At 67.7% G+C, this 12,257-nt stretch carries 12 protein-coding genes and 2 pseudogenes; 10 read left to right on the plus strand and 4 right to left on the minus strand.

Going from position 1 to position 12,257, the window contains the following annotated elements:
• Positions 1 to 21: 21 nt before the first annotated feature.
• Complete coding sequence (locus ACWDUN_RS13700) at positions 22 to 1,764, plus strand: phosphoenolpyruvate--protein phosphotransferase (RefSeq protein ID WP_449929395.1); 1,743 nt, start codon at positions 22 to 24, stop codon at positions 1,762 to 1,764.
• 64 nt (positions 1,765 to 1,828) lie between these two features.
• Here the strand turns inward: ACWDUN_RS13700 and ACWDUN_RS13705 are convergent, their stop codons facing one another.
• Positions 1,829 to 1,996: a hypothetical protein gene (locus ACWDUN_RS13705; protein WP_449929562.1), complete on the minus strand. Its 168-nt coding sequence runs from the start codon at positions 1,994 to 1,996 to the stop codon at positions 1,829 to 1,831.
• Positions 1,997 to 2,101: 105 nt separating this feature from the next.
• Between ACWDUN_RS13705 and ACWDUN_RS13710 the strand changes: the two genes are divergently transcribed.
• The 8 genes and pseudogenes from ACWDUN_RS13710 to ACWDUN_RS13745 all read left to right on the plus strand — a co-directional run.
• Positions 2,102 to 3,073, plus strand: coding sequence for a pirin family protein (locus tag ACWDUN_RS13710; RefSeq protein WP_449929397.1), 972 nt, complete (start codon positions 2,102 to 2,104; stop codon positions 3,071 to 3,073).
• Positions 3,074 to 3,155: 82 nt separating this feature from the next.
• Positions 3,156 to 3,791, plus strand: coding sequence for a TetR/AcrR family transcriptional regulator (locus ACWDUN_RS13715; RefSeq protein ID WP_449929399.1), 636 nt, complete (start codon positions 3,156 to 3,158; stop codon positions 3,789 to 3,791).
• Positions 3,792 to 3,852: 61 nt separating this feature from the next.
• Complete coding sequence (locus ACWDUN_RS13720) at positions 3,853 to 4,794, plus strand: class I SAM-dependent methyltransferase (RefSeq protein ID WP_449929401.1); 942 nt, start codon at positions 3,853 to 3,855, stop codon at positions 4,792 to 4,794.
• Between the two features lie 91 nt (positions 4,795 to 4,885).
• On the plus strand, positions 4,886 to 6,289 hold the full coding sequence (locus ACWDUN_RS13725) for an aldehyde dehydrogenase family protein (RefSeq protein WP_449929403.1): 1,404 nt from the start codon (positions 4,886 to 4,888) through the stop codon (positions 6,287 to 6,289).
• Positions 6,290 to 6,386: 97 nt separating this feature from the next.
• Complete coding sequence (locus ACWDUN_RS13730; protein ID WP_449929405.1) at positions 6,387 to 7,250, plus strand: SDR family oxidoreductase; 864 nt, start codon at positions 6,387 to 6,389, stop codon at positions 7,248 to 7,250.
• Positions 7,247 to 8,209 (plus strand): NADPH:quinone oxidoreductase family protein, encoded by a 963-nt coding sequence (locus ACWDUN_RS13735; RefSeq protein WP_449929407.1) that lies wholly within the window; start codon positions 7,247 to 7,249, stop codon positions 8,207 to 8,209. The genes ACWDUN_RS13730 and ACWDUN_RS13735 overlap by 4 nt, the downstream gene beginning before the upstream one ends.
• 123 nt (positions 8,210 to 8,332) lie before the next feature.
• Entirely contained in the window at positions 8,333 to 8,815 is a 483-nt protein-coding gene (locus ACWDUN_RS13740; RefSeq protein WP_449929408.1) for a DUF456 domain-containing protein, read from the plus strand.
• Positions 8,816 to 9,025: 210 nt separating this feature from the next.
• Positions 9,026 to 9,922, plus strand: a pseudogene (locus ACWDUN_RS13745) (cation-translocating P-type ATPase); the annotation flags it as partial.
• Here ACWDUN_RS13745 and ACWDUN_RS13750 read toward each other — a convergent pair.
• Positions 9,823 to 10,068, minus strand: a pseudogene (locus ACWDUN_RS13750) (hypothetical protein); the annotation flags it as partial. The pseudogenes ACWDUN_RS13745 and ACWDUN_RS13750 overlap by 100 nt on opposite strands.
• Here ACWDUN_RS13750 and ACWDUN_RS13755 point away from each other — a divergent pair.
• On the plus strand, positions 9,998 to 10,234 hold the full coding sequence (locus ACWDUN_RS13755) for a hypothetical protein (protein WP_449929564.1): 237 nt from the start codon (positions 9,998 to 10,000) through the stop codon (positions 10,232 to 10,234). The pseudogene ACWDUN_RS13750 and the gene ACWDUN_RS13755 sit on opposite strands and share 71 nt — an antisense overlap.
• A gap of 13 nt (positions 10,235 to 10,247) precedes the next feature.
• Here the strand turns inward: ACWDUN_RS13755 and ACWDUN_RS13760 are convergent, their stop codons facing one another.
• Both ACWDUN_RS13760 and ACWDUN_RS13765 read right to left on the minus strand, forming a co-directional pair.
• A complete protein-coding gene (locus tag ACWDUN_RS13760) occupies positions 10,248 to 11,033 on the minus strand; it encodes a tyrosine-protein phosphatase (protein ID WP_449929410.1) in 786 nt (261 codons plus the stop codon).
• Positions 11,034 to 11,038: 5 nt separating this feature from the next.
• Positions 11,039 to 12,253, minus strand: a complete 1,215-nt coding sequence (locus ACWDUN_RS13765; RefSeq protein WP_449929554.1) for an acyl-CoA dehydrogenase family protein — start codon at positions 12,251 to 12,253, stop codon at positions 11,039 to 11,041.
• Positions 12,254 to 12,257: the final 4 nt, after the last annotated feature.

Raw genomic sequence — 12,257 nt, forward strand, 5'->3', positions numbered from 1 at the left:
ACGAGCTGCTGAAATGTTGATATGTGTGGTTTTACGCCTGGTTCTGTTGACTTGTCAATGCTTTTCTGTAATCTGAATCACATGAGTTCTTCTCCCGTGACTGACTCGAAGGTTCTGACGGGTGTGCCGGTGGTCGCCGGTGTCGCCTACGCACCGGTGATCCGCCCCGGCGCCCGGCCGACGGTCGCCGCAGAGGCCACCGTCGATGTGGCCGAGGCTGACCGGCCCGCCGAGGTCGAGCGCCTGAAGGACGCCGCGGCCACCGTCGCCTCGCGCCTGCGCGACCGGGCCGCGCACGCGACCGGGGTCGCCTCCGAGGTGCTGGCGACCACCGCGGCACTGGCCCAGGACCGCGCCTGGCTCAAGGACGCCGAGAAGCGCATCACCGCGGGTAGCCCGGCCCAGCAGGCCGTCGGCGGGGCGATCGGCAAGATCGCTGATGCGTTGGCCAAGGCCGGTGACCTGATGGCCGAGCGGGTGACCGATCTGCGCGATGTCCGCGACCGCGTGCTCGCGCAACTGGCCGGCCTTCCGGAACCAGGTGTGCCGATGCCCGACGTGCCCTCGGTGCTGTGCGCCGAGGATCTGGCCCCGGCTGACACCGCCGGGCTGGACCCGGCGCTGGTCGTCGCGTTGGCCACCACCCTCGGCGGGCCGACCAGTCACACCGCGATCATCGCGCGGCAGTTGGGGATTCCGTGCGTGGTCGCCGTCGACGGACTCGACGATGTGGCGGCCGGCGTGCCGGTCATGGTCGACGGTGCGCGCGGCACGGTGACCGTCGCCCCGGATGCCGCCGAGGCCGAACGCGCCGTGGCGACCTCGCGTGCCGAGGCGCAACGGGTCGCGCGGTGGAAGGGGCCCGGTGCCACCGCCGACGGTCACGTGGTCGCGGTGCTGGCCAATGTGCAGGACGGCGCCGCGGCGCGGGCGGCACGGGAGACCCCGGCCGAGGGCGTCGGTCTGTTCCGCACCGAATTGTGCTTTCTGAACCGCGATTCGGAGCCGTCGGTCGAGGAGCAGGCCCGTATATACGGCGAGGTGTTGACGGCTTTCGAGGGCCGCAAGGTGGTCATCCGCACACTGGACGCGGGCTCGGACAAGCCGCTCAAGTTCGCGGGGCATCCCGATGAGGCCAACCCGGCGCTGGGTGTGCGCGGGGTCCGGATCTCCTTCGGTAACCCCGGATTGATGACCCGCCAGCTGGAATCCATCGCCGCCGCAGCCGAGGCGACCGGTAGTGACCCGTGGGTGATGGCACCGATGATCGCCACCCCCGATGAAGCGAAAAACTTTGCCGATCAGGCGCGTTCGCTCGGTCTGACGCCCGGGGTCATGATCGAGATCCCGGCGGCCGCGCTGCTGGCCGGCCATATCCTGGAACACGTCGACTTCCTGTCCATCGGGACCAATGATCTCGCCCAGTACACGATGGCCGCCGATCGCATGTCGGCCGAACTGGCGACACTCACCGATCCCTGGCAGCCGGGTGTCCTGCGCCTGGTGGATCTGACCGCACGGGCCGGTGCCACCGCAGGCAAGCCGGTGGGCGTGTGCGGTGAGGCCGCGGCCGATCCGTTGCTGGCGTGCGTGCTGGTGGGTATGGGCGTGAGTTCGCTGTCGGCCGCGGCGACCGCGGTCCCAGGTGTGGGTGCGGCGCTGGCGGGAGTGACCCTGGAGGAATGTCAGACCGCAGCCCAGGCCGTGTTGTCGACCGCCAGTGCGGCCGACGCCCGGGCCGCGGCGAACGCGGTACTGAGCTGAAGCAGGCTCGCCGCGAGCGTGCGTGGGGTGACACGGCTCGCGGCGAGCAGGGGTGATGCCGGGGTTAGTACCAGGCTTTTCGGCCGCCGACCGGGCGGCCGACTGCGCCGAGAATCCAGAGCACCACGCCGACCACGACCAGAATTCCCCCGATCGTGTACAGGATCGACAGGCTGGTGAAGTAGCCGATGATCAACAAGATGACGCCGAGCACAATCATGGTGAGTTCCATCTGTCGTAGGGCAGAAGCGCTGACGCACGGGGGAATTGCCCGTTCCGTCAATCCTCAAACAATCGAGCGCGGAATGAATCGGACCGCAGTCCGGTTACATGGGGCATGCCTGCCATCACAGCCGACACCTTGACCCTTCCCCGCATCGCCGGGCCGAGCCCGGCCGACACCGACCGCCCCGTCCGTTCCATCACCACCGGCCCCCGCGGATACGAGGGTGAGGGCTTTCCCGTCGTACGCGCCTTCGCCGGAGTGAGCGCCACCGACCTCGACCCGTTCATCCACATGGACCAGATGGGCGAGATCGAATACCAACCCGGTGAGCCCCGCGGCACCGACTGGCATCCGCATCGCGGTTTCGAGACGGTGACATACATGCTGGACGGCCGCTTCGCCCATCAGGATTCGCATGGCGGTGGCGGATTGATCGCCGACGGCGCCACCCAGTGGATGACCGCCGGTGCCGGCATCCTGCACATCGAGACACCGCCTGCCGAACTGGTCGAGAGCGGCGGCCTGTTCCACGGCGTGCAGTTGTGGGTGAACCTGCCGCGCACAGACAAGTTCGCCACGCCGCGCTACCAGTCGATCGAGGGGCCGGAGGCCAAGCTGCTGTCCTCCGACGACGGCGGCGCGCTGGTGCGCGTCATCGCCGGGGATCTTGACGGGCATGTCGGTCCCGGCGCCACTCATACGCCTATCACGTTGGCGCACAGCACCATCGAGCCAGGCGCTCGGCTGAGCCTGCCGTGGGACCGGACCTTCAACGCGCTGGTGTACGTGCTGTCGGGCCGTGGCGCCGTCGGGCCGGTCGGGCACCCGATCCAGCAGGGTCAGCTGGCCGTGCTGGGACCCGGGGACCGCATTGTCGTCGGTGCGGACTCCGGTCAGGACGGCAACCGGCCGGCACTCGAGGTGCTGCTGCTCGGCGGGCGGCCGATCAGGGAACCGGTCGTGCAGTACGGACCCTTCGTGATGAACTCCAAGTCGGAGGTCCTGCAGGCGCTGGAGGATTTCAATGCCGGCCGCTTCGGATCTCTCCCGCCGGACGCGTTGATGCCGCACCGGGTCCGCTGAGTGTTTGCTGAAGTCGCCGTGAACGGTCAGTGTGCAACCATTCGGTGATGGTGGGCCCGGTGATCTGTGGCACAATTTGACTGTGCCGCATATAGCCAGCAGGGGTCCGGGTCGTCCGCCGGCCGCCAAGGCCGCCGAAACCCGTGAGCGGATCCTGCAGGCTGCCCGCGAGGTGTTCAGCGAACTGGGTTATGACGCAGCAACATTCCAGGCGATCGCCGTCCGGTCGGACCTGACCCGGCCGGCCATCAATCACTACTTCTCGAGCAAGCGCGTGCTGTACCGAGAGGTGGTCGAGCACACCAATGCCGGTGTGCTCGAGGCCGGTATCGAACGGGCCAGGTCGGAGCCCACCCTGCTGCGGCGGTTGTCGGCGTTCTTCTCGATCGCGGTGCAAGCCGACAGCAAGGATCGGTCGGTCGCGGCCTTTTTGGTGACCTCGGTGCTGGAGGCCCAGCGGCACCCTGAGCTCAGCCAGGACGACCATGACTCGTTGGCCAATTCCCGGGAGTTCGTCCGCTGGGCGGTCAAGGAGGCCGTCGACAACGGCGAGCTAACCACCGATACCGATGTCGAGATCTTGGTCGAGATGTTGGTCGCGGTGATGTGGGGAATGGGTTTCTACGCCGGTTATGTCGGCACGCACGACCAGTTGCAGGCCGTCATAGCTCAGTTGGAATTGCTGTTGGCAAACAAGTTGTGGAAGCCGGCCGAGTAACTGGGCCGCAGTGCCCGTTGAGGGGCGTATAGCCGACCTAACTAGTCGGTAGCATGGCGTCATGAGTTCATTGCGCACGCACGATGACAGCTGGGACATCGCCACCAGTGTCGGTACCACCGCGGTCATGGTGGCCGCGGCCCGCGCCGCCGAGACCGCGGCGGCCGATCCGCTGATCTCCGATCCGTACGCGCGCACCCTCGTCGACGCGGCCGGCGGCGGGCCCTGGAGCCTCATGATGGACGACGAATTCGTCACTCGGGCCACCGAGATCGACCCCGAGGCGGCGCTGATCTTCACCCACATGGGCAGTTACCAGGCGGTGCGCACCAAGTTCTTCGACGATTACTTCACCGCGGCCGCCGACTCGGGCATCCGGCAGATGGTCATTCTGGCCTCCGGTTTGGATTCGCGCGCATACCGGTTGGACTGGCCGGTCGGCACCACGGTGTTCGAGATCGACCAGCCCAAGGTGCTGGAGTTCAAGGAGACGGTGCTGACCGAGCACGCCGTGCAGCCGACCGCGACCCGTCGCGAGGTGGCCGTCGATCTGCGACAGGACTGGCCGACTGCCTTGCGTGACAGCGGATTCGATGAGTCAGAGCCGACGGCCTGGCTGGCGGAGGGCCTGCTGATGTACCTACCGGCCGACGCGCAGGACCGGTTGTTCGAACAGATCACCGCACTGAGCGCTGCCGGCAGCCGCATCGCGGCGGAGACCGCTCCGGTGCAGGCCGAGGAACGCCGCCGGCAGATGAAGGAGCGGTTCGAGGAGATCCGCGAGAAGTTCGGTTTGCCCGACAGTGTCGATGTCGCCGAACTGATGTACCACGACCCTGACCGCGCCGATCTGGCCGCCTGGCTGGCCGAGCACGGCTGGGATAGCGCCGGTGTGAAGTCGGCCGACGAGATGCGCAGGCTGGACCGGTGGGCGCTGCCGGACGGCCCGGACACCCCCGACGATGACGCCTTCTCGCAGTTCGTGACTGCCACGCGACGTTGACCGCGGGCTTGTCGACGGTCGGAATCGGGTCTTACGGCTCGACCGACCAACTGGTTAGGATCAGGATTCCTCTCCTCGGAAGGACGATCCGATGACCATGCACGCCGATGTGCCCGTGTCAGCCGCAAGGACCGATATCCCGACGGTCGTCGCCGGGCTGCGCGCCGCCTACGCCGGCGGCCGCACCCGTGACCTCGACTGGCGCCGTCACCAACTACGCGCGCTGGAAAGCCTCGTCGTCGACAACGAGGACGCCATCGCCGCGGCGCTGAAGTCCGATCTCGGTCGCCAGCCGTTCGAGGCCTGGCTGGCCGACGTCGCCAGCACGGCGGCCGAGGCGGCCGACGCCGCCAAGAACATCGGTAAGTGGGCCAAACGCCGCTACCGACTCCTGGAGTTGTCGCAGTTGCCCGGCATGGGATGGGTCGAATACGAGCCCTATGGCACCGTGCTCGTCATCGGCGCCTGGAATTTCCCGTTCGCGCTGACGCTTGGTCCGGCCGTGGGCGCTCTGGCCGCCGGCAACACGGTGGCACTCAAGCCCTCGGAATTGGCGCCTGCATCGTCTGCCCTGATGGCCGAACTGGTGCCCAGGTATCTGGACCCGGAGGCCGTGGTGGTCGTCGAGGGCGATGGCGCGGTCAGCCAGGAGCTCATCGATCAGGGCTTCGACAAGATCTGTTTCACCGGCGGCACCGAGATCGGCCGCAAGGTGTACCAGGCCGCCGCGGCGCACCTGACCCCGGTGACGCTGGAACTCGGTGGGAAGAGCCCGGTGATCGTGGCCGCCGACGCCGATATCGACGTCGCCGCACAACGCATCGCCTGGACCAAGCTGATCAACTCCGGTCAGATCTGCATCGCGCCGGACTATGTGCTGGCCGACGCCTCGATCCGCGACGAACTGGTCACCAAGATCAAGGCCGCCGTGCAGACGTTCGAGTCCGAGGCGACCGGCGGTAAGCGGATCGTCAACCGTCGCCACTTCGATCGGCTGGCATCCGCGGTGGCCGCCACCGAGGGCGACGTCGTCATCGGCGGCGGTTCGGACCCGGCGGCGCTGGAACTCGACGCGACGGTCGTCGTCGACCCGTCGTTGCACGAGCCGCTGATGACCGACGAGATCTTCGGTCCGGTGTTGCCCATCGTCACGGTCCAAAACCTCGATGAGGCAATCGAATTCGTCAACGCACGACCCAAGCCGCTGGCGGCCTACCTGTTCACCAGGGCCAAGGCGGTACGCGAGCGGGTGATCCGCGAGGTGCCCGCCGGTGGCATGGTGGTCAACCACTTGATCTTCCACTTCGCCACCACCAAGCTGCCGTTCGGCGGGGTCGGACCGTCCGGTATCGGCGCTTACCACGGCCGTTATGGTTTCGAGGAGTTCAGCCACCGAAAGTCGGTGCTGACCAAGCCGACTCGTCCGGACCTGGGCAAGTTGATCTACCCGCCGTACACACAGAAGGCGTGGAAGCTGGCCCGCAAGCTGTTCTGAGTCGGTGACCCGGGTCACCACGGCCCAGCCCCGCGACGTATACAGAGATGGAACGTCTCGGTACGTCATGCCTGTCAGTCTTTGAGAGAGGAATCCCATGCCCGGAGTGCAGGATCGCGTTGTCGTCGTCACCGGTGCCGGTGGTGGACTCGGTCGTGAGTACGCCCTGACGCTGGCCCGCGAGGGCGCCAGCGTCGTGGTCAACGACCTCGGTGGTGCCCGCGACGGCACCGGTGCCGGACACAACATGGCCGATCAGGTGGTCGAGGAGATCAAGGCCGCCGGTGGTCGCGCGGTCGCCAACTACGACAGCGTCGCCGAATCCGAGGGCGCGGAGAACATCATCAAGACCGCGATCGACGAGTTCGGCAAGGTCGACGGCGTGGTCAGCAACGCGGGAATCCTGCGCGACGGCACCTTCCACAAGATGACCTTCGAAGCCTGGGATGCCGTGCTGAAGGTGCATCTCTACGGCGGCTACAACGTCATCCGCGCGGCCTGGCCGCATTTTCGTGAGCAGAGTTTCGGACGCGTCGTGGTCGCCACCTCGACCAGCGGCCTGTTCGGCAACTTCGGCCAGGCCAACTACGGAGCGGCCAAGCTGGGGCTGGTGGGATTGATCAACACCTTGGCCCAGGAGGGTGCCAAATACAACATCAAGACCAATGCCATCGCGCCGATCGCGGCGACCCGGATGACGCAGGACATCCTGCCGCCGGAGGTCTTCGAGAAGCTCACGCCCGAGTACGTCGCCCCGATCGTGGCCTACCTGATGACCGAGGAACTGGCCGACACCGACTCGGTCTTCATCGTCGGCGGCGGCAAGGTGCAGCGCACCGCGCTGTTCCAGAACGACGGTGTCACCTTCGGTGAGGTGCCCTCGGTCGACGAGGTGGCCGCCAAGTGGGGCGAGATCACCGACCTGTCGGCGGCGCAGCAGGCCAGCTTCAAGCTCGGATGAAAGCTCTTGTAGCGCAGGATCTCTCAGGGCCGGCCGGACTGGTCTACACCGACGTCGACGCTCCCGCACCCGGTGGTGCGGTGATCGTCGACGTCGGTGCGGCCGGCGTCTGCTTCCCCGACCTGCTGCTGACCCGCGGCGAGTACCAGTTGCGGCTGGAACCGCCGTTCACCCCGGGCCTGGAGGTTGCGGGCACCGTGCGGTCCGCCCCCGCGGACTCCGGGTTCAGCGTCGGGCAGCGGGTTTCGGGGTTCACCATGATCGGCGGCTACGCCGAACAGGTTGCCGTGGCTCCGGATTCGCTGCAACCGGTGCCCGAGGGCATCGACGACGCCTCGGCGGTGTGCCTGCTGGGCAACTACACCACCATGTACTTCGCGCTGACCCGCCGCGGTGCGCTGCAGCCCGGCGAAACGGTACTGGTGCTCGGCTCCGCCGGCGGCATCGGGGTGGCGAGCATCCAGATCGCCAAGGCCCTCGGTGCCACGGTCGTCGCCATGGTGCACCGTCCCGACGCCATGGAGTTCGTGGCGGGCCTGGGTGCCGACGTGGTGCTGCCGCTGGCCGACGGCTGGCGGCAGGCGGTGCTGGAAGCCACCGGCGGCCGCGGGGTTGACATGGTGGTGGATCCCGTCGGTGGCGATCCGTTCGACGAGGCCGTGCGGGTATTGGCGCCCGAGGGCCGGCTCCTGGTCATCGGGTTCGCCGCCGGCGCCATCCCGACCGTCAAGGTGAATCGGCTGCTGCTGCGCAATATCAGCGTGGTCGGCGTCGGCTGGGGCGAGTTCGCGCGGGTGACGCCGGGAGCCGGTGCCGAGATGGCGGCGGGTTTGGCCGAACTGGTCCGGGCGGGTCTGCGTCCACCGCCACCGGTGCGGTATCCGCTGGCCGACGGCGCCGCCGCGTTACAGGCGCTCGCCGACGGCAAGATCCACGGCAAGCTCGTCCTGGAGCCCTAGACGGCGCTTACCACGTCGAAACACGCGTATCCGTTGCGTCGTAGCGGCATCGTGCAACGGGTAGGCGTCTTTCGCGTGTCGTGCGGCGCCGCCAACCGGGCGTGCACCACGTAGATTCGTGCCGTGAGCACCCTGGGGATCATCCTGGTCGCGCTGGCCATCGCCGTCGGTCTGGTCGGCATCATCGTGCCGATCTTGCCCGGCGGGCTGTTGGTCATCGGTGCGATCGGGGTGTGGGCCTACGTCGTGGGCACCACCACCTCGTGGGTGACGTTCGGTATCGCGGCCGCGTTGTTCGTGGCGGCCGAGGTCATCAAGTACACCTGGCCGGTGCAGCGCATGCGGCGGGCCGAGGTGCGCACATCGGTGTTGCTGCTCGGCGCGATTGCCGGCATCGTCGGGTTCTTCGTCATCCCCGTCATCGGACTGCTCATCGGGTTCGTGCTCGGCGTGTACCTGGCCGAGCTGGCGTTGCGCCGTGACCCGACGCGTGCCTGGGCGTCGACGGTGCATGCGCTCAAGGGCGTGGCCCTGTCGGTCGGCGTGGAATTGGCCGGCGCGCTGCTGGCGACGATCACCTGGGTGGTCGGCGTGGTGGCCAGTTAGCGAAAACGATTGCGGTACACGCACGTTCCGAATCGTCGATTGACGGGCGTGTAAGCGCTCAGGTGACCGGGTACTCCCCACGCGCGTCGATGTGGTGTGCTTCGACAAGACCGGCACCCTGAGCGAGAACCGGCTCAAGGTCTCCGACGTCGAACCCGCCACCGGAGCGTCCGCGGGAACAGGTCTTGACGTGCGCGGCCCGCGCCACCCCTGTGCGCGATGGTCGGTGACGGAGCCAACGACGCGGCGGCGATACGTGCGGCGACCGTGGGTATCGGTGTGGCCTCACGCGGCAGCGATCCCGCCCGCAGTTCGGCCGACGTGCTACTGCTCGACGGCCGGATCGGTTCCCTGGTCGATGCGCTGGACGAGGGTCGCCAACTGTGGCGCCGGGTCCAGGCAGCCGTCGCGGTCCTGCTGGGCGGCAATGCCGGAGAGGTGGTGTTCTCGATCGTCGGCAGCGCGCTGACGGGGCAGTCCCCGCTGAACACCCGGCAACTGCTGTTGGTCAACATGATGACCGATGCGCTGCCGGCGGCGGCGCTGGCGGTCAGTCCGGCCACCGGGTCCTACAGCGGCACCGGGCACGGCCCCGACAGGTCGGCGCTGTGGCGGACGGTGACCATCCGCGGCGCCACCACGGCCGGTGCGGCCAGCGCGGCGTGGCTGGCCGCCGGATACACGCTGGCACCGCGCCGGGCCTCGACGGTGGCTCTGGTCGCGTTGGTGTCCACGCAGTTGGGGCAGACCCTGATCGATTCGCACAGTCCGCTGGTGATCGCCACGGCGGCAGGCTCATTGGTGACGCTGGGGGCGCTGATCAGCACCCCGGGGGTCAGTCAGCTGCTCGGCTGCACACCGTTGGATCCACTCGGCTGGGCGACGGCACTGGGCACTGCAGGTGCTGCCACCGCCGTGGCGGCCGTGGCGCCACGCGTGCTGCAGAGGCTGCAGTCGGATCAGTCGTCGATCTCGACGACGCCGCAACGCCACAACACCGCGTACACCTCGCGCAACGGTACGGCCAAGAAGCGCGTCACGACGTCGGTCAACGGATCCGCCGAAACACCGGAACTGGTCACGTCATCGACGATGGGAAGCCGAGACGTCGAACAACCGACAGTGACATGACGGAGAGGTAACCGATGGCCGAAGATTTGCGTCAGGACACCAGCCACCGCGATGCCGTCGAAAGAGTGCGGCAGGGCCCGCGGTTTCACGGTGTCGCTACCGGTGCTGGGTAAGGTGTGCATACCTCGGCCCAAGCAGCTCGCCTACTACGGGACGCTGGGTCTGCTGGCGGCGACCGGGGTGATCGAATGGCCGATCGCGCTAGTGCTCGGCGCCGGGCACGTGCTGCTGCAGAACGAACACGGCCGGGTGGCCGAAGAGGTGGGCGAGGCGCTGGAAGAGGCCTGACCGGACATCTCTGCTAGCCGATGAGGACGGACCGCAGCCGGCTCAGCTCGTCGTCCGAGACGGCAGACGCCTGCAGGAATCCGCTCGGCGATCCGTAGATCTCGTCGACGCGCCGCCAGGCGGCCTGCAGGTAGTCCTCGTGCACGCCGAGCACCGCATCGGTCAGTCGGGCCTCGGCGAACGTCAGCACCTCCGGCGTCTCCCCGGCCCGGGCCTTCACCGATTCCATGATGCTCATCCGCAACGGGCCGATGGCGTCGTTGCTGCGCAGGAAGTCGGTCAGGATCGCCTCGCGGGACACTCCCACGGCCTCGAGCACGGTGGCGACGGTGAATCCGGTGCGGTCCTTGCCCGCGAAGCAGTGTGCGATGACGGGCTTGCCGTCGGCGAGCAGTGAGATGACCTGGCGGACCGCGACCTGCGCGCCGGTGAGCGAGGGGAACTCCTCGTAGACCTCGGTCATGTACCGCTTGGCCGACTCGGTGACGTCCTCGCCCTCGGGGGACTCCGACATCACCCGCTGAAACGTCGCCTCGTGCGGTGCGTCCTGGGCGGAATCGTCCTCGAAATGGAACGGGAGGTGGTGCAGGGCCACGGTAGGCGGCACCTGTCCTGGTCCACGACGGTCGAGTTCACGGCGCGACCGCAGATCGGCCACATCGTTGATGCCGAGTTCGAGCAGCGCTGCACGCCCCTCGTCGGTGAGCCGGCTCAGCTCACTGGAGCGGAACAGCAGCCCCGGTCGGATGCCGGCGGATTCGGCGACGTCGCGAAAGTTCCAGGCTCCTGTCAGCTCCACGGTCTCTACTGTGTCACAGCAGCGGCGAGGGCCGATTTCTCCCTGCCGAGTTCGGCACGGGCGATGGTGCGCATGTGCACCTCGTCGGGACCGTCGAACAATCGCATGGCGCGGTGCCATGCGTAGAGGCGGGCCAGTGGGAAGTCGTCGCTGACGCCGGCGCCGCCGTGTACCTGGATGGCGCGGTCGATCACGTTGCAGGCGATCTGCGGGGCCACCGACTTGATCTGCGACACCAGCAGGTGCGCCGCCTTGTTGCCGTTCTGGTCGATGGTCCACGCGGCCTTTTCGCACAGCAGGCGGGCCTGGTCGATCTCGTTGCGCGACTTGGCGATCTGCTCGCGCACCACACCTTGTTCGGCCAGCGGCTTACCGAACGCGATGCGCTTCTGCACGCGGTCGACCATGAGGGCCAGCGCCCGCTCGGCGGCGCCGAGGGCGCGCATGCAGTGGTGGATGCGGCCCGGGCCCAGCCGCGCCTGGGCGATGGCGAAACCGCTGCCCTCTTCGTGCAGCAGGTTCTCCACAGGCACGCGGACGTTGTCGAAGACGATCTCGCAGTGGCCGTGCTGGTCCTGCCAACCGAAGACCGGCAGCGAACGCTGGATGTCGACGCCGGGGGTGTCGGCTGGGACCAGGATCATCGACTGCTGCTGGTGCGACGCGGCGTCCGGATTGGTCCGGCCCATCACGATCAGGATCTTGCAGCGGGGGTCGGCCGCGCCGGTGATCCACCACTTGCGTCCGTTGATCACGTAGTCCGCGCCGTCGCGCAGCATGGTGGTCTCGATATTGCGGGCGTCGCTGGAGGCCACCGCGGGCTCTGTCATGGCGAAGGCGCTGCGGATCTCGCCGTTCAGCAGCGGTTCGAGCCACTGCTTCCGCTGCGCCTCGGTGGCGAACAGGTGCAGGGTCTCCATGTTGCCGGTGTCGGGGGCGGCGCAGTTGAACACCTCGGGAGCGATCTCCATGCTCCAACCGGTCAACTCCGCCAACGGGGAGTACTCCAGGTTGGACAGCCCGGACTCCGAGGGCAGGAAGAGGTTCCACAGGCCGGCGGCCTTGGCCTTGGCCTTGAGTTCCTCGACCACCGGCGGCACCGTGTGGTCCTTCGGGCCCTTCTGCTCGCGGTAGGCGTGGTAGGACTCCTCGGCCGGGAAGACGTTCTCGACCATGAAGTCCGAGAGGCGCTTGTGGTACTCAGCTGCTTTGGCCGACATCGCG

Source organism: Mycobacterium sp. NPDC003323 (assembly GCF_053589535.1).

Coding starts and splice junctions, on each gene's coding strand:
- ACWDUN_RS13720 (WP_449929401.1), top strand. CDS start 3,853: ATGAGTTCATTGCGCACGCACGATGACAGCTGGGACATCGCCACCAGT.
- ACWDUN_RS13725 (WP_449929403.1), top strand. CDS start 4,886: ATGACCATGCACGCCGATGTGCCCGTGTCAGCCGCAAGGACCGATATC.
- ACWDUN_RS13710 (WP_449929397.1), top strand. CDS start 2,102: ATGCCTGCCATCACAGCCGACACCTTGACCCTTCCCCGCATCGCCGGG.
- ACWDUN_RS13735 (WP_449929407.1), top strand. CDS start 7,247: ATGAAAGCTCTTGTAGCGCAGGATCTCTCAGGGCCGGCCGGACTGGTC.
- ACWDUN_RS13730 (WP_449929405.1), top strand. CDS start 6,387: ATGCCCGGAGTGCAGGATCGCGTTGTCGTCGTCACCGGTGCCGGTGGT.
- ACWDUN_RS13755 (WP_449929564.1), top strand. CDS start 9,998: ATGCCGTCGAAAGAGTGCGGCAGGGCCCGCGGTTTCACGGTGTCGCTA.
- ACWDUN_RS13765 (WP_449929554.1), bottom strand. CDS start 12,253: ATGTCGGCCAAAGCAGCTGAGTACCACAAGCGCCTCTCGGACTTCATG.
- ACWDUN_RS13700 (WP_449929395.1), top strand. CDS start 22: ATGTGTGGTTTTACGCCTGGTTCTGTTGACTTGTCAATGCTTTTCTGT.
- ACWDUN_RS13705 (WP_449929562.1), bottom strand. CDS start 1,996: ATGGAACTCACCATGATTGTGCTCGGCGTCATCTTGTTGATCATCGGC.